Source organism: Actinospica robiniae DSM 44927 (assembly GCF_000504285.1).
In the GTDB taxonomy this organism is placed as follows: Bacteria; Actinomycetota; Actinomycetes; order Streptomycetales; family Catenulisporaceae; genus Actinospica; species Actinospica robiniae.
This window is the reverse complement of the sequence record NZ_KI632511.1, coordinates 3,977,249-3,996,588: the sequence shown is the minus strand read 5'-3', so window position 1 is coordinate 3,996,588 and position 19,340 is coordinate 3,977,249. Positions and strand designations below refer to the sequence as shown.

The 19,340-nt window shown below is 67.3% G+C and carries 20 protein-coding genes and 1 pseudogene; 11 read left to right on the top strand and 10 right to left on the bottom strand.

All coding sequences use genetic code 11. From position 1 onward, the window contains the following. The first annotated feature begins 79 nt into the window (after positions 1-79). The 4 genes from ACTRO_RS16950 (at position 80) to ACTRO_RS16935 (ending at position 3,175) form a co-directional block, all read left to right on the top strand. Entirely contained in the window at positions 80-667 is a 588-nt protein-coding gene (locus ACTRO_RS16950; protein WP_034264137.1) for a TIGR03086 family metal-binding protein, read from the top strand. A 125-nt stretch (positions 668-792) separates the two neighbouring features. Continuing rightward, a complete protein-coding gene (locus tag ACTRO_RS16945; RefSeq protein WP_063628014.1) occupies positions 793-1,416 on the top strand; it encodes an IS3 family transposase in 624 nt (207 codons plus the stop codon). Positions 1,417-1,703: 287 nt separating this feature from the next. Then, a complete protein-coding gene (locus tag ACTRO_RS16940) occupies positions 1,704-2,777 on the top strand; it encodes a hypothetical protein (protein ID WP_157436300.1) in 1,074 nt (357 codons plus the stop codon). A gap of 125 nt (positions 2,778-2,902) precedes the next feature. After that, positions 2,903-3,175: a transposase gene (locus ACTRO_RS16935; RefSeq protein WP_211244295.1), complete on the top strand. Its 273-nt coding sequence runs from the start codon at positions 2,903-2,905 to the stop codon at positions 3,173-3,175. A 402-nt stretch (positions 3,176-3,577) separates the two neighbouring features. Here the strand turns inward: ACTRO_RS16935 and ACTRO_RS16930 are convergent, their stop codons facing one another. Together ACTRO_RS16930 and ACTRO_RS51015 are read right to left on the bottom strand one after the other, a co-directional pair. Then, complete coding sequence (locus ACTRO_RS16930; protein WP_034264132.1) at positions 3,578-3,934, bottom strand: hypothetical protein; 357 nt, start codon at positions 3,932-3,934, stop codon at positions 3,578-3,580. Positions 3,935-4,188: 254 nt separating this feature from the next. Further along, the gene (locus ACTRO_RS51015) at positions 4,189-4,524 is read right to left on the bottom strand and encodes a DUF6193 family natural product biosynthesis protein (protein ID WP_034264130.1); all 336 of its coding nucleotides are present in this window, start codon (positions 4,522-4,524) and stop codon (positions 4,189-4,191) included. A gap of 476 nt (positions 4,525-5,000) precedes the next feature. Between ACTRO_RS51015 and ACTRO_RS16920 the strand changes: the two genes are divergently transcribed. The 3 genes from ACTRO_RS16920 to ACTRO_RS16910 all read left to right on the top strand — a co-directional run bounded on the left by ACTRO_RS16920 (position 5,001) and on the right by ACTRO_RS16910 (position 9,789). Next, positions 5,001-6,791, top strand: a complete 1,791-nt coding sequence (locus tag ACTRO_RS16920; RefSeq protein ID WP_211244294.1) for an ABC transporter ATP-binding protein — start codon at positions 5,001-5,003, stop codon at positions 6,789-6,791. Beyond that, on the top strand, positions 6,788-8,578 hold the full coding sequence (locus tag ACTRO_RS16915; protein ID WP_034264128.1) for an ABC transporter ATP-binding protein: 1,791 nt from the start codon (positions 6,788-6,790) through the stop codon (positions 8,576-8,578). The genes ACTRO_RS16920 and ACTRO_RS16915 overlap by 4 nt, the downstream gene beginning before the upstream one ends. 524 nt (positions 8,579-9,102) lie before the next feature. Next, positions 9,103-9,789 (top strand): DUF1963 domain-containing protein, encoded by a 687-nt coding sequence (locus ACTRO_RS16910; RefSeq protein WP_157436299.1) that lies wholly within the window; start codon positions 9,103-9,105, stop codon positions 9,787-9,789. Here ACTRO_RS16910 and ACTRO_RS49700 read toward each other — a convergent pair. The 3 genes from ACTRO_RS49700 to ACTRO_RS48140 form a co-directional block, all read right to left on the bottom strand. After that, positions 9,764-10,036, bottom strand: coding sequence for a transposase (locus ACTRO_RS49700; RefSeq protein WP_245594679.1), 273 nt, complete (start codon positions 10,034-10,036; stop codon positions 9,764-9,766). The two genes, ACTRO_RS16910 and ACTRO_RS49700, sit on opposite strands and share 26 nt — an antisense overlap. Further along, a complete protein-coding gene (locus ACTRO_RS49695) occupies positions 10,018-10,260 on the bottom strand; it encodes a hypothetical protein (RefSeq protein ID WP_245594733.1) in 243 nt (80 codons plus the stop codon). Before ACTRO_RS49695 ends, ACTRO_RS49700 begins: the two co-directional genes overlap by 19 nt. Before the next feature lie 122 nt (positions 10,261-10,382). Then, positions 10,383-11,108, bottom strand: coding sequence for a hypothetical protein (locus ACTRO_RS48140; RefSeq protein ID WP_063628013.1), 726 nt, complete (start codon positions 11,106-11,108; stop codon positions 10,383-10,385). 346 nt (positions 11,109-11,454) lie between these two features. On the opposite strand from ACTRO_RS48140, the gene ACTRO_RS43470 reads away from it, so the two are divergent. Next, a complete protein-coding gene (locus ACTRO_RS43470) occupies positions 11,455-12,270 on the top strand; it encodes an IS630 family transposase (protein ID WP_084316329.1) in 816 nt (271 codons plus the stop codon). Positions 12,271-12,439: 169 nt separating this feature from the next. Here the strand turns inward: ACTRO_RS43470 and ACTRO_RS49690 are convergent, their stop codons facing one another. Together ACTRO_RS49690 and ACTRO_RS51010 are read right to left on the bottom strand one after the other, a co-directional pair. Further along, a complete protein-coding gene (locus ACTRO_RS49690) occupies positions 12,440-12,919 on the bottom strand; it encodes a hypothetical protein (protein WP_245594397.1) in 480 nt (159 codons plus the stop codon). Positions 12,920-13,044: 125 nt separating this feature from the next. Then, positions 13,045-13,200: pseudogene (locus ACTRO_RS51010) on the bottom strand (helix-turn-helix domain-containing protein); the annotation flags it as partial. 29 nt (positions 13,201-13,229) lie between these two features. Between ACTRO_RS51010 and ACTRO_RS51445 the strand changes: the two are divergent. Beyond that, on the top strand, positions 13,230-13,469 hold the full coding sequence (locus ACTRO_RS51445) for a transposase (RefSeq protein ID WP_157436839.1): 240 nt from the start codon (positions 13,230-13,232) through the stop codon (positions 13,467-13,469). A 198-nt stretch (positions 13,470-13,667) separates the two neighbouring features. Here ACTRO_RS51445 and ACTRO_RS16880 read toward each other — a convergent pair whose 3' ends face one another. The 3 genes from ACTRO_RS16880 to ACTRO_RS50345 all read right to left on the bottom strand — a co-directional run bounded on the left by ACTRO_RS16880 (position 13,668) and on the right by ACTRO_RS50345 (position 18,113). Next, on the bottom strand, positions 13,668-15,818 hold the full coding sequence (locus tag ACTRO_RS16880) for a LamG domain-containing protein (RefSeq protein ID WP_034264113.1): 2,151 nt from the start codon (positions 15,816-15,818) through the stop codon (positions 13,668-13,670). Positions 15,819-16,289: 471 nt separating this feature from the next. Next, entirely contained in the window at positions 16,290-17,597 is a 1,308-nt protein-coding gene (locus ACTRO_RS43465) for a hypothetical protein (RefSeq protein WP_051450958.1), read from the bottom strand. A gap of 390 nt (positions 17,598-17,987) precedes the next feature. Further along, entirely contained in the window at positions 17,988-18,113 is a 126-nt protein-coding gene (locus ACTRO_RS50345) for a hypothetical protein (protein WP_281177867.1), read from the bottom strand. Between the two features lie 21 nt (positions 18,114-18,134). On the opposite strand from ACTRO_RS50345, the gene ACTRO_RS48940 reads away from it, so the two are divergent. Both ACTRO_RS48940 and ACTRO_RS16860 read left to right on the top strand, forming a co-directional pair. Beyond that, a complete protein-coding gene (locus ACTRO_RS48940; RefSeq protein WP_211244293.1) occupies positions 18,135-18,617 on the top strand; it encodes a hypothetical protein in 483 nt (160 codons plus the stop codon). Between the two features lie 171 nt (positions 18,618-18,788). After that, positions 18,789-19,136, top strand: a complete 348-nt coding sequence (locus tag ACTRO_RS16860) for a hypothetical protein (protein ID WP_034264107.1) — start codon at positions 18,789-18,791, stop codon at positions 19,134-19,136. Positions 19,137-19,340: the final 204 nt, after the last annotated feature.

Genomic DNA, 19,340 nt, shown 5'->3' with positions numbered 1-19,340 from the left:
CTAGAATGGAGCTCGAACGGATCGGATCGTTCCGCTCCGGAAACCCACCGCGGCACCGCCGCAGACGAAGGGGCCTGACATGACGAACACCGGCTGGACGATCCTCGACGCCGCCCACACTGCGCTGCGCACGGTCGTCGCTCCGCTGACGGAGGCGGACCTGGCGAAGCCGACGCCGTGCGAGCAGTGGACTGTCGCTCAGGTGCTCCAGCACGCCGCCGGAGACCAGCTCGCCTACGTCGCCGCGATCACCGGCGAGGGCGGCCCGACCGACAACCCCTTCGCGCCCTCCGGCACTCTCGACCGCTCCGCCGCCGAGCTCGCCGAGGCCGCGATCTCGGCCTCGGCCGCCGCCTGGGCCACGGTGCCCCAGAGCGCTGAGACCGTGCCCTCTCCGCTGCCTCAGGGCGCGCTGGCCCCGCAGCTCGCCGTCGGCTATTGCTCGCTCGACGCAGCCGTCCACGCCTGGGACATCGCCGTGGCCACCGGCCAGCCTTCCCCGCTGACGCCGGAGCTTGCCAAGCGGCTGATGACGGCAGCGACCGAACTGACCGAACCACTGCGCGGATGGGGGGCCTACGCTACGGCCATTGCGCCCGAGAACGGCGACGACGAGGCCGCGGCCCTTCTGCGCTACCTCGGCCGCCGGCCCGAGTGGACCGCGTGATCCGATCTGTGACGGCGGCCATGTCGTCGGGGCGGGCGAAAGGCTCGGGTTCGCGGCGCCGGTCGGTCCGGCGCCGCGAACTACGACGCCCGCACGGGGCCGATCTGCATTCCCGGGCGGCACCGGTGCACGGTGAGGTATGCCACGCCGACGCGGGGATTACGCGGCGCAAGCGCCGGAATCTGACCAAGCCCGACCGGGCTGCCGGCGTTGTTCCGGATCTGATCCGGCGAGAGTTCAGCGCGCCGTTGCCCGGGCTGAAGCTCGTCGGAGACATCAGCTGCTTTCCGACGGGCGGGGGCTGGGTCTACCTCGCGACGGTCCTGGACCTGTGCAGCGAGGAGTTGATCGGGTTCGCAGTGGCGCCGCACATGTGGGCGAGTCTCGCGCTCGAGGCGATCAGCACGGCGCATCGAGCCGGGCTGGTCGCCGGCAACGCGATGATGCACACCGATAGGGGATCGCAGTATCACTCGAAGCTCTACCGCAACGCGCTGCGGCGCCTGGAGATCCGGCACAGTACGAGCCGCACGGGTTCGTGCCTGGACGGCGCCGCGACCGAGTCGTTCTTCGCCACGATCAAGGCGGAGATCGGCGTCTCGTCTTGGCCCGATCGGGCCGGCGCCGGCCGCGACATCGAGAACTGGATCAGGTCCTACAACGAGCGGCGCCTGGCCTCCGCGCTCGGCTATCTCACCCCGAGCGAGACGCGGCGCGCCTGGCAGGAGCGCATCGCAATGCCGGCATAAGCGAAGAGAGTGTCCTGAAGCGCGTCGACTCCACAACATCGCCCACGCCCGACGCCACTACACGCACCAGCCCGAGCGCGTCCTCGACCTCTACGAACTATGACGCAGGAGCCTCAAGCAGGCATAAATGCCGAAACCGGAAGTCGCCGGGGCCGTGCTGCCCGGACGTTTCCCGCGATGAAAAGAATCAGGTACTGTAAATTCGTTACATTTTTTCAGGAGCACGTCGCCCACATGTTCGGTAGTATCCGCACGGCATCATCGACATCGATTTGGGGAGTTTCTGCATGACCGGGAGCAGGGTCCTTCGTACCTTCAAAGCCGGCTGTACGGCCGCAGCTTTGACGCTTGCCGGAGCCTGCGCCAGTAGCACCGGCCCAACGAAGGCGAACAGTAGCGACACGCTCGGTTCGAGCGGCGCGGCCGGGTCTATAACCATTGCACAGGCGCTGAGCTCTATCCCGGATACCGGTTGGGACGAGGGCCTCATCGCGTTCGGTGCGACGGTTCGCATGACCGCCCTCGATGGCTCCAACGACCCCGGGCCGTATTCGACGGTTTACGGTCTCGTCGACGAACTCATCCCGCTCTACGGGGGCCCGCAGGGCGAACCGCAGGAGGTCGCGACGCTGGGGTTCGATCCGCAGAAGGCGCCGTTCACCGTCACCGTCATGGGCGGTAGCAGATCGGTGAGTTCCGCCACGACGCTCTTCGGCTCTTTCGACATGACAACAATCGCAGCGAAGCTCGCCGCGACTGGGTTCACTCGAACTGGATCGAGCAGTGGGGCCACGACCTGGGCTTACAAGTCCAGTGGCAACGGACTCGAGTTTCCGATGACGGCCGATAACGACAGTGTCCCAGGAGCGATCAGTATCTCGCCGTCCCGGCTCGTCTTCAGTCCCACCGCGTCCCCCGTCAGCTCGATCTCCGCTTCCGCCACCAAACCACTCATTCAGAACCCCACGGTCGACGCCCTCGCCACATGCCTCGGCCCGGCCACGGCCGGGCTCGTCGGCAGGCTCTACCAGCAACCAAACGTACCTGGGGCAACTCACGCCGCTCTGGGCATCACGGCCGGATCCGGCAGCACCACCACCGTGGAAGTCTGTGTCGCCGCTGACAGTCCGTCCGTAGCTCAAGGCATGAAGACACGCTGGATTACGGGCGTGCGCACTGGAAAAGACAGCGAAAGCGCCAGCCCGTGGTCCTCCATGCTCACCAACCCGCAGGCCGCAGATGAGGGTACGAGCGTCGTGCGCCTCAGTGCCGAACTGACATCTAAGGTCACGCCCTCCCTGATCCTCGACCAATACCTCAGCGGCCGCATCTCAACCCTCATCCTCCCGCCTTCATCCTGACACCCAACCTGCGGGGTGTGCGATCCTGCTGGTTGACTCGTCGGGTGCTCTTGTGGCTGGTCGTGGGCTTGCGGGAGGCTGTGTTCCGGTGCTGCGATGGTCGTGGCGGGGTTGGGGCGGATGCGATGTCGATGCGGCCGATGCCGTGGCCGGATGTGCCTGAGCAGACCCGTGTAGTGGCGCGGGCGGCATTCCCGAAGGGAAGCCCGGCGATGCGGCTGCGGGACCAGCTCGGGCCGGTATTTGCGGACACTGATTTCATCGGCGTGTTCGGTGCCCGCGGCAGGCCCGGGATCTCTCCGGCCGTGTTGATGCTGGTCACGATCCTGCAGTTCGTCGAGCACCTGACCGACCGGCAGGCGGCGGTGGCGGTGGCGGTGGCGGGGCGGATCGACTGAAATACGCCCTCGGCCTCGAACTGGAAGACCCAGGCTTTGACAACAGCGTCCTGAGCGAGTACCGCGGCCGGCTGGTCGAGCACGAACTCTCGCGCCTGTGCTTCGACAGGGTGCTGGACCGGTGCCGCGAGCTCGGGCTGGTCAAGGCCGGTGGCAAGCAGCGTACGGATTCCACCCACGTGGTCGCTGCGGTGCGGGGGCGCCGGCATAGACGAGGGACGGCAGATCATTCTGAATGCTGTGCCGTGCCCGTTGTGTGCCCGATGGGAGGCAGCCGAGCGGTGAGCCACGGGGACTCACGGGAGATCAACTCAACCACGAGCCTTTGACCAGCGCGCAGGTCAGCGAGGGTGCACGTACTCTGCTTCCCAAGCTGATAGCCCACTCACTGAGTGAACCGCATCAGTCCGGAAAAACTACGTGCCCGTCGGGATCGATGTAGGGCAGATCGGCGGGCGAGTAGTCGACGGCTTGCCACACCGCGTAGGCGGCAGCGAGCTTGACTGCTGGCGGCGTGGTGTCGGCGGGTGCATCGATGATCTCTGTGATGTGGGCTCGGGCTGCGCCTGCCGACTCCGGAATGTGGTGGAGCGCGTAGCGGGCGCCGTCTTCGGCAGCCGCGCACAGCTCAACATCTGCGGGTCCGCCCCATTGTGCGTGGGGTCCGTAGACCTTGTGGCGCCAAGCGAAGACTCGGGCGTCTACCGAGACCTCGTGCTCGTCCGCTGGTTTTACGAGCACGGCGACTTCAGCCATCATCGCCCACCTACTCGTCTGCCGTCGCAAGCGGAATCTACCTTCCATGATTGCTGAGTCTGGCAGAGATCAACCGACTCGCGTCACTGCAGCCGGTCCTGACAACAACTGCTGACACCAACCGCTAGGGACGGCGGCGAATCGGCGCAGCTCACCAGGATTGGTCGTTGGTGTCGTCACGCGCGTGGGCCCAGGTCAGCGCGTTTGCCCAGCCAGCTGGCAGACAAGTGTCCGCCATGGCCGGAGCTCCTGGAAGCTTAGTGATCCGCCTGCACGCCAACATCAGGCGGCAAGTTGGCCACGAGCAGCGCGACTCCCTCTTCCGGCGTGGCAGCCTCTCCGAGCAATTCCGCGTAGCCGGCGGTGCAGACGCTGTATGGCGGGCCGCCCTCGAGGATGAACGGAAGATCTGGCTCCCCGAGATCGCGCGGCCATGGTGGAGGGACGGTCGTGAGGAAGTGCAGGGCGCCGTGTGAGTAGAAGGGGTACAGCGCGCGGAGCCTGGGCTGTCCGTAAGCAGCTTGGGCCATGAGAAGAGTGCCATGGCGGGTGTGAGGGGTCTGCTCAAGCTCATTGCGCCAGGCAGCTGCGATGTCGGGTGCCTCGGGCGTGGGGCAATCCTGACATGAATGCCGGCTCGACGGGACTCAATTTCTTAGCTGCTTGAGATGATCGGGCGGCTGTCACGACAGTGTTCAGATACGCGCTGGGGGCGGCCGAGCGCGAGAACCGGGTGGACGCCGGCCTGCTGGCGAATGGAGCCCGTGTTTGGAGTCGACACGAGCACCATCGCGCCCGGATATCCGTTGACGAGGACCGGATCATCGCCGTAGCCTCCAGGGGCTGCTTTCGGCGAATCCTGCGAAAGTTTCGGAGTTGCTGCATGGCGCTGCCCGTACCCCGATCACCGCACCCCGGGTCCGAACCCACTCCCCCTGTCGGCACGACGGTCCCTGAAGCAGTGCCCGGGCCGGCGCGGTGGGCGGCGCTGAGGGAGGCGTGCCGACGGCAACTGCTGTTGGCGGCGTGCTGGCGGGCGGTGCCCGCGTGGGCGCGGTGGGTCTGCGGCGTGGCGCTCGCCCTGCGCAGCGCCATGACGGCAGGGATGGCCCTGATCACCGGCGCCTTGGTCGGACAGGTCGTGCAGGCGGCGCAGCACCGCCCCGACCATGTGGCCGGCGTGGTGGTCGGATACGTCGCGGTGCTGATAGTCGGCCAGATGATGAACCTGACGGACGAACCCCTGCGGTACCTGGTGCTGCGGGCGGTCGACGGGGCACACCGACGCGCGGTCTCGCGCTGGGCCGGGTCGCCGGACGGCGTGGCGCACCTGGAGGACTCGGCGCGTCAGGACGATCTGCTGCTGGCCGCGTCGGATCCGGACAACTGGACCGAGGGCACAGTGGGCCAGGCGACGTGGGCGCAGGCGATCCTGCTGAACCGATGGGTCGGCGGCCTGACCGGCCTGGCGGTGATCGGGCGCGACGACCCGCTGGTGTGCGTGCTGCTGCTGGCGGGGCTCGTGTTCTTCCGGGCGGGTCAACGCAGCGGCTTCCTGGGCATCGTACGCGTCTGGGCGGCGCAGATGGTGCACCGGCGGCGCGCGGACTACTGGACCTCCCTGCTGACGGCGCCTCAGCCGGCCAAGGAGGTCCGGATATTCGGGCTCGGCGACTGGATCGGCGAACGGCACGCGGAGGAGGCGGAGGCGCATCTGGCTCCGTCGCGTCGCGCGAAGATGGCCGACATGCGCCGCCAGTGGCTCTGGTGGGCGATCGCCACCGTCATAATGACCGCCGCCGGATACGCGGTCGGCCTCCGCGCGCTCGATGGGGACGTGCCGATCGGACGGCTCAGCGGGGATCTGACCGCCGTCGTACTGCTGTTCCCGCTGTTCGCGGCTGGCGACATGGTTCTCGCGATGGAGGCCGGTCTGCCCAGGCTGCTCGCTCTTGACCGTCTGCGGCGCGCCGTTCCGGGCACCGGGCAGCCGCTCCCGGCGGCGCCCGACGCGGCGCGCGAGGTTCCGCCGGCGGTCCGGTTCGAGGGCGTGTCCTTCGCTTATCCAGGCACCGAGCGGCGGGTGCTCGACGGGATCGACCTGGAGATCAGGCCGGGCGAGGTGCTCGCCGTCGTCGGACTCAACGGTGCCGGCAAAAGCACGTTGATCAAGTTGCTGGCCGCGATGTACCCTCCGGACGCGGGCCGGATCAGCCTGGACGGCACGGACCTGTACTCGGTGGGTGCGGTCCGCTGGCGCAGGCAGTTGTCCGTGGTGTTCCAGGACTTCATCCGCTACGAGTTCTCCGCGCGTGACAACATCGCCGCCGGGGACGCGGACCACGCGGACGCCGAGGACGTCGCCTTCGCGGCGGAGCAGGCCGGGATACGCGAGCTGATCGAAGCGCTGCCGGCCGGCTGGGAGACGTCGCTGACGGCGGGAGTACGCGGCGGCGTAGACCTCTCCGGCGGGCAGTGGCAGCGCGTCGCGCTGGCCCGCGCCCTGCTCGCGGTGCGCACCGGCGCACGGGTCCTGGTGCTGGACGAGCCGACCGCGCACCTGGACGTGCACACCGAGTTCGAGGTCTTCCATCAACTGATCGAGGCGGCGCGCGGGGTCTCGGTGGTGCTGATCTCCCATCGGCTCTCCACCGTGCGCGAGGCCGATCGGATCGTGCTGATCGAGGGCGGCAAGGTGATCGAGTCCGGCTCGCACCAGGAGCTGATCGCGGCCGGCGGCGAGTACGCGCGGCTGTTCCGGCTCCAGGCCGAGCAGTTCGAGGACGCCGCGACTGAGGAAGGCGACACGGCGTCGAGCGAAGAAGAAGGCGTGTCACACGAGGCGGGAGTACGACGGTGACGAGTGCGGCACGCGCCCTGTGGCGCGAGGTGATGATCCGCTCCTGGCGGGTGGATCGGCGGATGACGGCGGGTGTCCTGCTGCTGATATTCGGCCAGCTGATCGCGGCCGCGGCTATCGGTCTGGCGCTGCGGCAGGTGATCTCGAGCGTGACCGAGCACTCGCGGGGCATGCTGCTGGCGTCGGTCACGGTGGTGGGCGCGGGCGTGGCCATGCGCTGGATCGGCTTGTACGCCACCATAATGCTGCGCGGTGATCTGGCCGACCGGGTCGGGTTCCAACAGCTCGACCCGGAGATCCAGTCCGCCGCCGCAGGGCTCGGCGGCGTCGCCCACCTGGAGCGGCCGGAGTACCTGGACCGGCTCAACCTCGTGGTGGGCAAGGGCCAGGTGCTGGCCGACGCGTGCTGGGGTGTGAACAACACCATCGCCATCGTGGGCCAGGCGGTGCTCTCGCTCGCCCTGCTCGCCGTGGTCAACCCGTGGCTGCTGCTGCTCGGTTTGTTCGCGCTGCCCGCCGTGCGGCGTGGAAGCGCCGGCCTGGTCAGCGGCGCCGCCATGGCCGCCGCCGGTGACAACCGGCTCGAGCGCCACCTGCACGCGGTGACCACGCGTGCCTCCAGTGGCCGGGAGATCCGCGTCACCGGAGCCCAGGAGTTCCTGCTGGCGAAGGCGGACGGTGCCTGGCAGCGCGCCACCGAGGTCCAACTGCAGGCCCGTTGGAAAGCCGCCGTCCGCTCCGCGCCCGGATCCCTCGTCTTCCTCATCGGCTTGGGCGCCGCCCTGCTCTTCACCGCGCACCTCGTGTCCACCGGCCAACGAAGCGTCGCCGACTTCGTCCTGGTCGCCTCGCTCGCCGGGCAGCTGCAGGGGAGTGTCGCGCAGTCCGCGAGGGACTACCGTCAGACGCAGAGCGGCATGGCCCTGGCCGAACCGCTCGCCTGGCTGCGCGAGTACTGCGCCGGCCACCTGAGCACCAACACCGCGCAGCCGCCAGAGCGCCTGGTGAACGGCATCACCCTGACCGACGTCGAGTTCGGATACGCCGAGGGCTCGACGGTACTCGGTCCGATCAGCATCCACCTACAGGCCGGCACCATGGTCGCCCTCGTCGGAACGCACGGGTGCGGCAAGACCACCCTCGTCAAGCTCCTGCACGGGTTCTACCCGCCGACCGCCGGCGAGATCCGCGTCGACGGCGTGTCACTGGCGGACCTCGACATCGACGCCTGGCACGCGCGCAGCACCGCCGCGTTCCAAGACTTCCACCGCTACCAGGTCAAGCTGCGCCACGCCGTCGGCTTCGGTGACCTCGAGGCCTGTGACGACGACGCTCGCCTATTCACCGCCATCGAGCACGCCAACGGCGATTCCCTCTACCGCACGCTCGCACACGGGCTCGACACGCAGTTGGGGAGTCTGTTCGAGGGCGGGCGCGAGCTGTCCGAGGGCCAATGGCAAAAGATCGCGCTCGCCCGCGCCTGCATGCGCACCGATCCCCTGCTCGCGGTGCTCGATGAGCCCACCGCGTCGCTCGACCCGCCGAGTGAGCACGCCGTCTTCCAGCGCCACGCCGCCCTCGCCCGCGAACTCGGCGCGTCCCACGGCACCGTCACCATCATCGTCTCCCACCGCTTCTCCACCGTCCGCATGGCCGACCTCATCCTCGTGATGGAAGACGGGCGCATCGTTGAACAGGGCAATCACAGTGCGCTGATGGAGATGGACGGGCGCTACGCCCGGCTGTACCGCATGCAGGAGCAGGCCTACAGCCTGGAGGCGCTATGAAGCTACTCCCTGTTCCCAAGCATCGCCTCCAAGGCGCGGTGCGGGGGATCATTAGAGGGATGGACTTCAGTCCGGGTGGCGATGGGTGTGAGTCGTGATCCGCAGTAGCGTTTGCCGGTCGTCGAGTCAGTGCGGTCGAACTCGACACAGCTGAGCCGGTGGTCATTGCTCTTACGCCAGTGGATCGCGGCAGACGCGTTCGCGGCGCGTGCGCACCTCAAGGCGATGCCGTCTGTCATGGAAACGAGCGAGGCGTTAGCATCCCGTCATCGTCATGCTGTTGAGTCACCTGGAGTTCGCCTGTGACCCGTACTACGCCCCCGAGGCCGGTTGATGTCGAAGCCAGGTTTCCCGAGCTGCGGCGGTTGGCGCGCTCTGCTACTCGGTTGCACCCTCGGCGGGGCAATCCGACGGTGGATCAGAGCTCGATCGGTGGTCCGCTCTTGTGGCCTGTGGCAGAACCGTGGCCCGTGTGCTCCCACTCGGAGCACGAGGCCGTTTTCCATCAGGAGGCGATTCCCGGGGTGTCCGCGCTGACTCCGGCGCTCCAGCTCTACGTGCGTGACGTGCCGGGTCTGCCCCACCCCGAGGGCGCCGACCTGCTTCAGATCCTTTGGTGCCCGGTGGATGAGGAGCACGCGTTCATGGAGCAGCCCGCTGTGCGGTGGCGTGACGCGGCGTCCGTCACAGAGCGGCTGGTGGCTGCGCCGGCGGTGCACCCGCAGGCGTGGGCCGAGCTCATTGCGCAGCCGTGCACGATCGATCCGGAAGTCGTCACCGACTACCCGTATGAGGACGCGCCCAGCGAGTTGCTCGAGTGTTTCCTTGAGCACGACGAGCCGTTCGTCGAGGAGGTCGCGGTCGGCTGGAGCATGCGGGATCTTCTGATCGTGCTCGGCTGCAAAGTGGGCGGTTACCCCACCTGGACGCAGCCGCCGGAGTGGCCGACGTGTCCGAGCTGTCGGCTACGGATGGACCACCTTTTGACGCTGCTCGGCGACGAGGGCGGCCGCAACTGGATCCCGTTGGAGGAGTGGTCCGCCGCCGGGTACGACGGTGGTGTCGAGGAGACTGAGGCGGCCCTCACCGAGGCGGCTTCGGCCAATCGGCATCCGCTGGACATGACGTTCGGCGACAACGGCGGTTTCTATGTCTTCTCCTGTGCGACCTGCCCCGATATGCCGCTTAGCAGCTGGTTCGACTGCGGCTGACGTCGACTGCCAGGCGGGGTCGGCCGGCGACGCGAGAAAGTTGATCAGTCTGGCAGCGCAGGGTAAGCGACCGCCACGAAGCAGGTGCCCCGGCCACCTGCTTCTCGCCGGTCGCGGCGTCGTCGTGCTGCCAGGCCGCTCCGAACACCTTCTTCCCGCGCCGCTCGAACAGCGTGTCATCGATCGCCACCGTCACCGCCGCCCCGGGCGACAGCAGGGTTCGAACGATCAGGTGGGCCAACACGATTCCGAGGATCTCGGCGTTCCACCTCGCGCGGGAGAAGAACGCGTGGGCCCGATCGTGCGACCAGACCCGGCCAGACCGGCGCCGGTGAGCATCCCGGTCACCGCGCCCTTCGCGCTCTGCGCGATCAAGCCGGTGACCGTGGCGGCGAAGGTGGCGAACGTCGGCGCCGCGAACGAACCATGCAGATTCTCCAGCACCGCGAGCAGCGATGCCGGCAACGTCAACTCTGGAAGCATCGGCGGATCCCCTCACCCGAGGTGATATGAACAGCGCCGATGCTTCTCGCCGTTCCCGGTGGATCAGCCCGTAACCGGGGCCACCCATCCCATCGGGCGACCCGGCGCGACTACCGACGAGTCCACAACCCCCGACGCCGCGGCTGCTCGGGGAAAGCAAGGGCGAAATCGAAGCCGTCCTCGCCCACTGCGTGCCGCAGCCTGCGCACGATCGCCTCGGTATCGTCGTACGGGCCGTTGATGTAGAGGGGTTTTCCATCTTTGCCGAAGCCGATCGGGCACGGCCCGGCCGGCTCACCCAGCAGCGCGGCGGCGGCATCGAAGTCCGCCTCGGGATCGAACCCGAGCCCACGGGCGTAGTCAGCAGCCCCGAACACCAAGGCACGGGCAACCTCGGCGGGTACCTGCACATGCCCCTCGAAGGCCCCGAAGTAGGCGTGCCGGTGCTCCGCCAGCCGAGACGCAGTCATCGGCTCCGGCCGCAGTGCGTTCTTCACCCCCAGACACCACACATCCAGCAGAAACCCTGCGACCTGAGCCTTGGCCGAACGCGCGCTGTCCGCGGCGACGAGCACGGCAACCAGGCCGCGCGCCTTGTCGGCATCGCCGGCCCCGGGGTCCAACCCCGCCCACTGCGGCGCTCCCTCGAGATCCACGCTACGGCTCCAGCCGGCGTTCACCCAGCACCGCGGCTCACCACTGTCCGATACCAGCACGGTGCCGTTGAGCACGCCGACGACGTCCGCAACGCTCACCCCGACAGTCCTCGCGATCGCCTTCGCCGACTGACCCTGCTGACGCAGGTTTCTCACCTGCACTACAAGCCGCTCATCCACGGTTCTACCATACGGCCGTATCTGAGGCCGCCGGGCTCAAACGCCAGCAATCACACCCGCCAGAGCGACCCCTGCCAAAACAGCGAAACTCGCGATGTCGTCGATGGACGATTGGACACGCTGGTATGCGCAACGGGCGGCGTCCGAGAGGTCGGTTTCGGGCGCTGGCGGTGGGCATGGGGGTCGGCCGGTGCCTGGTGGCGTGCGTGTCTGTGTTCGACGCGTGGTCCATGCTGATAAGCGCGGGTTGGTTACCGCAGGACGGGCTGTTCGGCGGGAGCGGTTGCGCGGGTCTCATGCGGGTTGTTGATTGATTGGGCTGCTGGCAGCGGGTTACCCGGAGTTTATGGGTTCTTCGATGTCGCCGGGTGCTCGGGAGCGGGCGTTCCGGGAGAAGCGGCGGCTGCGGGCTGCGGAGCTGTTCGAGCAGGGTGTGCCGAATGTGCTGATCGCCGATCAGCTGGGGGTGACCGACTCGGCGGTCGATCTGTGGAAGGCCAGGTGGGAGGAGGGCGGCGCCGAGGCGTTGCGTTCGACCGGTCGGCCCGGCTATCCGTCTTTGCTCTCTGATGAGCAGATCCTTGTCTTGACGGCCGAGTTGGACCGCGGTGCGCTCGCCCACGGGCACGAGCAGGACCGATGGATGCTCAAGTGGGTCAACGATCTGATCGAGGAGCTGTTCGGCGTGCGCTACGGCGATGACGCCGCGGTTTGGTGGTTTCTGCGCCGTATCGGCTACTCCCGTCACCGCCCGGGACGCCGGGCGATGCAGCGCGATGAGCAGGCGATCACCAGGTGGCGCGAGGTAACCTGGCCGCAGATCCTCGAGCGCGCCCGGCGCACCAGGGCGTGGATCGTGTTCGAGGACGAGTCCGGGGCGATGCTCACCCCGCCGATCCGCGGTACCTGGGCTCGGCGCGGGCGACGGGTGTGGCTGCGCCACTCCTACGCCCCGCAGCGCAAGGTCTCGATGGCCGCGTTCGCCTGCTACCGGACCGGCCGCCTGCCAAAGCTCTTCTATAGCCTCGCCCCGGACGCTTCGTTCACCCAGGACGAATTCGGCCCTTTGCTCACCGACCTGCACCAGGCGCTCGGCGCCCGCGTGATCGTGGTGGCTACTCACCCGAGCTCAACCCGGTCGAACAATGCTGGGCGTGGGTGAAAAACGGGCCGCTGGCCCACTACTGCGCCCCCACTCTCGTCGACCTCACCGACGCAGCCGGCCGCGCACTCGACGGACCGCGCAAACGACCAGAACTACTCACGCCCTTCCTGCGACATACCGGACTCGACTGGGCATGAACAGCCAGTAAGTAGATCGACAATCGGCATTAGTCCTCGGCCGGCGTCTCGGTGAGATCGATCAGGACGATCACGGGAAGCGCGCTTTCCGGCGCGTCCAGGTCGATCTGGTCCAGTGCGGCGCACAGCAACGGGTGCAGCCTACCCAATTCGGGCCGCCCCCGAGACGCGCGGCCTTTGAGGATATGTGCCGCGCCGAGCAGGTTCACCGCATACGTTCCGGATAAATCAACCTCGATCAACCCGACTCCGAGATCCTTCGGCTGTACCTCGAGGTCCTTCGGCTGTGCCGACGGGCCTCCGATCAGCTTGGCGATCAGGGGCCAAGCGTCCTGGCTGCAGCGCAGAGTCAGCGACGAGAGCCGACTGGCGCGCTCATACCTCGCCTGTCGCTCCTCGTAGCGTTGCTTCTGAGCCGCGAGCCGCGCCTCCCACCCGGCCACTCGTTCGGCCTTCGACGCGGCGCGCCGCTCAGAGCCCGGCAGGAAGGAAGGGCGTTTGAACGGCATGGCGACACTCCAGGTTGATGACAGTCCTCTGCGAAGAGGGTACGCCGTCCCGGAGGTGGCGGCCATCCATCGCTCCGACTGCCCGGTCCAACTCCCTGGACGGTCGAACGCGACGCCTCGGCGCCGCCCTCCTCCCACCTGGCCTTCCACAGATCGACCGCCGAGTCGGTCACCCCCAGCTGATCGGCGATCAGCACATTCGGCACACCCTGCTCGAACAGCTCCGCAGCCCGCAGCCGCCGCTTCTCCCGGAACGCCCGCTCCCGAGCACCCGGCGACATCGAAGAACCCATAAACTCCGGGTAACCCGCTGCCAGCAGCCCAATCAATCAACGCCGGCCAGCTCGCCGCCAACGCCTCCTGGCTCACCGTCGAGCCGCTACCCGGGTACGCACCCGAACTCAACCCCGTCGAACAGTGCTGGGCCTGGGCCAAGAACAAGCCACCGGCCCACTACTGCGCCACCGACCTCGCCGACCTGAGCGACGCCGCCGGCCACGCACTCGACCGGCTCCGCAAACGACCCGAACTGCTCACACCCTTCCTATGACATACCGGCTTTGACTGGCCGTGAGCAGCAACCCCGCCGATCTTCAAACGGCATTAACTGGGTGTGAGCACCCAGGCAGCAGATCGACAAGCGGCATTGGTCGGCTGGTTTCTCCCACTGCCACTCACGCCTGAGCAGGACGGCCCGGGGCCGGCCCCGTAGTTGGGGACGGCCCCGGGCCGTGCGTCGTGCTACCTGTTACGGGAGGTGCTTGGCCTGACTGGCGGTCAGGGTCGTGTCGAAGGTGACCACGCGTGCGATCTCACCTGGGAAGTAGTTGCCGAGTGCTCTGCCGACCTGGTTCGCACCTAGGACGAAGGCGCCGACGACCGTTACCCCACCGTTGACGTTTACGGTATCCGCGCGCACGCCGTCAACGAACAGGAGGAGGCGGCCGGTCGAAGCGTTATAGGTGAGGACCACGTGCGACCATGTCCCGGCGGTCCATGACCCGGCGTCGCCTTGCGCGTAGGTCGCTGCGGTAGTGCCCGCGGTGTTGATACCGAACTGCCATGTCCCGTCGTCGGCGGCGGACAGGAAGACGGAGGAGTCGTTCGTCCCTTCCTGCGCGAGCACGGTGCCCGGCCCGGACGGGTTCACCCACGCGCCGACGCTGAACGACGAGCCCGGCTGGATCACTGCGCCGGTCGAGGGCTGGGTGGGGGCGTTCGTCTCCAGATATCCGGTCGTGCCGTCGAACTTGGCTGCGGCGCCGAGTGTCGGGTCCGTTGTCCAGGTCGCGCCGGCGTTGGTGTTCCGGAGCGTGTAAGCGGTGTCGCTGCCGGTGTCGAAGGCCTGGCTCGCGGAGCCGGAGGACAGGTCGTTCAGCTCCCACTCGTGCGCGGGGGTGACCAGGCTCTGCCGGGCACCCTTCGTCAGCTTGGCCGTTGAACCCTTGATCTTCGCCGTGTACGGGACGGCCGTCGCTGTCGCCGTGTCGACCGCCCAGAGGTCGGGAGTGCCGTCGCTGTTGAAGTCCGCGGTCTGCAGTTCCAGATTCGCACTCTCGTTCCAGGTCGAGGTGCCGGTGCCGGAGGCGATCACGTACTGGGTGTAGGTCAGGGTCGTGTCGTTGCTCCACACGCCGTCGTTCGCCGCGTCGTTCGCGATGATGTTGGTCCACAACACCAGTTCGCCGGTCGCCGGGTTCCACAGGTACATATCGATGTCGCCGTCGGACAACGGGTAGCCGAGCACCTTCCAGGAGTCCCAGTCGAGGGTTCCGTCCGGCGAGAGCGTGTCGCTGAGCACGGCACAGTCGCCGAAGCCGCAGAGGTCGCCGCCGAACTCCTCGTCGGTCGAGTAGGAGCCCGGCTCGGCAGCAGGAGTCAGGACCAGCTCATTGTCGAGCACGGCGATCACGTCCGGGATCCCGGTGCCGAGCTGAGTCAGATTTCCAGCATCGACAAGCTCGGCCGGGTTCACGCCGCTGGCGTCGCTGAGCACGCCGCTGAAGAGGCTGACCTCACCCGAGTAGTAGTTGCCTTCGTTGCGCACGACGTTGCTGTCGCCGTCGCCGTCGCCACAGAAGACGAAGCCGCCGCCGGCGTTCTCGGTCGGAGCCACCGTCGGCGGGTAGTACACCAGCGTGGAGGTCTCACCGCCGCCGCACCAGTCCCCTGGGATGACCTCGGCGCCGACGAAGCTGAGCGGGCCTCCGGTCTCGCTGGTTCCCAGGTTGTAGGCCTCCGACAGGTTCTGGGCGTTGGCTGAGACGGTACCGCCGGTCCCGCCCTTTGCGAACCAGAAGCCGTTCGCCAGTGCGTCGCCGGATTCCTGCGGAGCGGCCAGCAGGTCGGGCGTGCCGTCGCCGTCATCGTCGCCGAAGGTCTGCGGAGTACCGGAGCCGACGGGCTCCTGGCCCCGGAGGTACTCCTGTGTGGTTGGGCCGATCTGGCCGTCTGTACCGACGGCGTTGACGGTCAGGCTTCCGTAGGAGTCGTTGACCACGATCGTGATGGTGGCGACGCCCGTGGCCGTGTCGAAGCTGTTTCCGTTGCCCGGGTCAGCGGCGGTGATGAGCTCTGGATGGCCTTCATTCAGCGGGTAAGACACCTCATACTCGGTCGGCACGGTGGTGTCCGCCGGGTTCGGGCTGAGTGTGAAGGAGCAGATGGTGCCCATCGCGACCGTCGACCCCGAGCCGCCGGTCTGCACCGGGCAAGCCGCGGTTCCGGCCGGGGGCTGCGCGGTGGCCGAGATGACCGGCGCTCCGGGCGTGGCGTCGGCAGATGCGCTGGACGCCGCGGCGAGCTGAACGCCGAGCAGCGCGGTGGCGAGCGCAGCGGCAGCCAGGCCGCGTGCGCCACGGCACGTCTGCGGCAGGGCCGCCAGCTGTCCTCGACGCACCGCGGATTCCCATCCCTGATACAAAGAAGTTTCACCCCTCGTCATTGCATGCCTGCTCACACAGCGCGCCTTGGATGACGGCCGGCGAAGCCACCGGACCGGCGGGACAACAACCTGCCGTCCCCCTTGCCGGAGACAGTAGCGATGTTCGGGCGTCCAGACCACCGAAAATCACGCCCTTGAGACCTTGTTGATTACATCGCGACCGCGTCGACCGCCCAGCGTGCTGCGCACGGCCCCGGCTGGCGATCCCGCGGTTCATAGCGAGCGCGGTATAGCGGCTCAGTCACAGCCCGAGGTTCGAATCCCCTTGGTTTCACTGAGATCACCGCCGGTAACCAGTTGATGATTATCGGCCCTGATGCTTTAGCGCCGCCGAGTCGACTGTCTCGACGGCGCATGTACTGCGTCGGCCGTCGAGCGGCCCCGACCGCAGAGATCGCCGGTCGGGGCCGCTTGCCGGGGATTGGGTCAGGAGGCCGGGAGGTAGACGACCGAGCTTGTGGCGCTCTCGAATTGCTTGCCGCCCGAGAACGTGGCTCGCCAGAATCCGGCCGTGCTGCTGGGGATCGTGATCGAGAAGCCGTATCCGGGGCCGTCGAACCACGCGTTGGGAACCGTCGCCACGGTCGTCCAGCCGCCCTTGCCGGTGGCGGAGAACTGGATGTCCACCGGGATGGTTCCAGGGGTGTCGAAGCTGAATCCCAGGTCGCCGGTGGCGGTCACGGTCGACGCGTCGGTTCGGGTTGGGGTGAAGGAAACGAAGGTCGACGGCTGTACGACGGTGATGGCGCTGCTCGCCTGTGCGTCAGCCAGGAAGACGTCGTCGCTGTCCCAGCCTGCCGAGATCGTGGCGTCGTTCCACAGCGCGGGCGTGGCCGGGAACACCGCGTTGCCGTTCGCATCCGTGGTCTCCTGGAGGAAGCTCCCGAAGGAGTTCGACCCGAGGGTCTTTCCCACGAGCGGCGCCCATCCCGAGGGCGAGTCCCACAGCAGGGTCGCGCTGGTGGAGCTCACCGCGCCCTGGAACGGGACGCTGCGCGCGCTGGGGGTCAGGAACAGCTTTGTCGCCGTCTGCTTGATCTTGACCCCGATGGAGCGGGAAAGCGACGAGTCGTAGAAGCGGCTGTTCGGGTCGGACGAGACGTAGCCGGAGTCGTAGGCGAACTCGGCCTGGATCGAGCTCTGATACTCGCTGGTGAACGGGATCGTCACCGACCAGCTTCCATCTGCGGCCGTGATCGCCGACCCGTACTGGGAGTAGGAGGATACGTCGACTTCTTCGTCGGCCAGCGGGGTGACGTCGCCCGTGGCGGGCCACTTGCCCATCAGGTGGCCGCTCATGGTGACGCTGCGGTCCTGATAGTCGACCGTGGTGCGGTCGACGGTGGCGTCGTCGAGATTGGTCTGCACGTCGTAGTCGAAGTAGCCGGAGCCGGTGGTGGACAGGGTGTCGCCGTCCGCGTCGATGGCCGAAACGTCTATGCGATAGGTGTCGAGCGCGGGCAGTTGGATGCGGGTCTTCGGCTGCCACACGCCGTCCATCGCTGTGCCGGACACCAGCTTGAAATTGGTCACCGTGGCCACCGTCTGCTGCGTGGTCTCGGAGAAGAGGCTGACCTGGAGGCTGGTCACATCGCTCGGCGCGGAGAGCGAGACGTCCAGCTTGCCGTTGTTGGAGGAGTCGGTCACCGCGAACAGAACGCTGATGCCCGTGGTGGCGTGTGCGGCGACTGCCCCGCCCAGAGCGACGCTCCCGACGACGAACGTCGAGACCACGCTTCTCATTGTGCCGCGATGCGTCATGGAAGGCTCCTGAAATCGTGCGATGCGACATCGATGACTGATATCTGAACGTTAGCACCGCGGATGCCACCAGCTTAAGGGTTTTCACGCAGACCAGGGCACGATGGCCGCGCCTCGAGCTGCGGGCCGCCGCTTAGAACCCGCAGCTCTCATGGAGTTCCGAGGAGTGTCGGCGGTGGGCTACTCGCCTTCTCCGGGCTCCCCGCTCGGCTTCGCTTCGGCAACACTTGCTCGCGACTGCATGACCTGCGGCAGCCTGCGCGAACATGACACCACAAGCTCCACGGAGATCATGGACGGTAAGCCACTGATGATACTGTTCCTGATTATCGTTGTGCTTGCCGATGACGCCGTCGGTGCAGGTCAGGCTGCTTCGTGGTACTCGTGGATGATGCCGCCGATTCGGGTGTGTTTTCGGGTGCGGAAGGTGTCGAGGTCGACGACTTCTGCCGGTAGGGGCTTGTCCGGTGCGGCGCCGGCCAATGCCATGTGGGGCCGGTGGGTGTTGTGGTGGGTTTCGTAATCGCGCAGAAGAACGCGAACACTGTGCTCTCAGCCGCTCGAGCGCTCGTTGAGCATGGCTTCGCGCATCTGAAAAACTGGCACATCCTGACCGCGCCGCTGCCTGCCGCGGAGCCCGGACTTACTCAAGAGCCGCGGCATCGTGCGTGGCGCCATGCCGGCGGTGCTATCGCAGTGCTCATCTACTGTGTGCCGATCATGCTGCTTCCGGAGAACGTGCCCGGGCGGGTCGTGGGGCTACTCGCACTCCTGCTCTTTGCGTCGGCGCTTCCACACGTGTCATACCGAAAGCGCGACTTCCTACTCCTGCTGATTCCGTTCTGGGGGTTCGCCTACGCGTGGCGGTTCGGCTGGCGCTTAGCGCTTCTGCCCTACCGTGACTGGCGGCCGCGTGAGGGCGAGATGGCCACCGCGCGCAGCACCGCCAACGCCCCGCTGTGGACACGTGTTGGGCGAGGCCAGTCCGACTGACACCAACAGCTGACACCAACCGCGGCGGACGGCGGCGAATATCTGCAGGTCAGCAGGACCATGTATTGGCGCCAGGGGGCACATCGGTGCAGGTCGGCGCATTCGCACAGGCAGCTGGCAGGCAAAACCTCATCGGCAGAGCCGCCCGTCGGAACCGGGAGAATTCTGAGCATGGATGCATTGGAGATCTTGCGGTCTGAGTTCGGCTCAGAGCCGGGCTCGTTCATGCTCACTGCGCGGATAGAGCGTAGGTGGGATCGCGCGGCTTTCCAGCAACTCCAGCGGGCCATGCTTGAGGTCTGTCGAGAGGTGGCCGGCCGCGAGTCCATCGAGCGATGGATCGCGGAGGGGTTCTGGTTCGTCGAGGGCTTCGTGCGCGACGACTGCAACCATCCGGACTTTCATCGGCCTGAACCCGCCTACTACGACGCGGCCCGAGAGCGTACCTTCGCGCTGTCATTCTGGCTGTTCACCGGTGAGTCGCTGTACACACCCGGCTATGGATGGCCGGATGTCTGAGCACGGAGCGGACATCTGGTCTCAATAGGTGGAGTCAACACCGAGTCGGCAAAACCTGCGACAGCCGCCGACAACAAAGGACAGCGAACGGCGACCGACCAGCAGGAGAGGAGGACCAGCCGGTACCAGCGGACATCGCCCACGACCCCGGTACGGCCCTCTCAAGTCAGCGATTGAGGTCGCACTGCGGGTTGATCTGATTCA

Coding starts and splice junctions, on each gene's coding strand:
- ACTRO_RS16860 (WP_034264107.1), top strand. CDS start 18,789: ATGGATGCATTGGAGATCTTGCGGTCTGAGTTCGGCTCAGAGCCGGGC.
- ACTRO_RS16935 (WP_211244295.1), top strand. CDS start 2,903: ATGTCGATGCGGCCGATGCCGTGGCCGGATGTGCCTGAGCAGACCCGT.
- ACTRO_RS50345 (WP_281177867.1), bottom strand. CDS start 18,113: ATGGCATTGGCCGGCGCCGCACCGGACAAGCCCCTACCGGCAGAAGTC.
- ACTRO_RS16950 (WP_034264137.1), top strand. CDS start 80: ATGACGAACACCGGCTGGACGATCCTCGACGCCGCCCACACTGCGCTG.
- ACTRO_RS16930 (WP_034264132.1), bottom strand. CDS start 3,934: ATGATGGCTGAAGTCGCCGTGCTCGTAAAACCAGCGGACGAGCACGAG.
- ACTRO_RS43470 (WP_084316329.1), top strand. CDS start 11,455: ATGGGTTCTTCGATGTCGCCGGGTGCTCGGGAGCGGGCGTTCCGGGAG.
- ACTRO_RS16940 (WP_157436300.1), top strand. CDS start 1,704: ATGACCGGGAGCAGGGTCCTTCGTACCTTCAAAGCCGGCTGTACGGCC.
- ACTRO_RS49690 (WP_245594397.1), bottom strand. CDS start 12,919: ATGCCGTTCAAACGCCCTTCCTTCCTGCCGGGCTCTGAGCGGCGCGCC.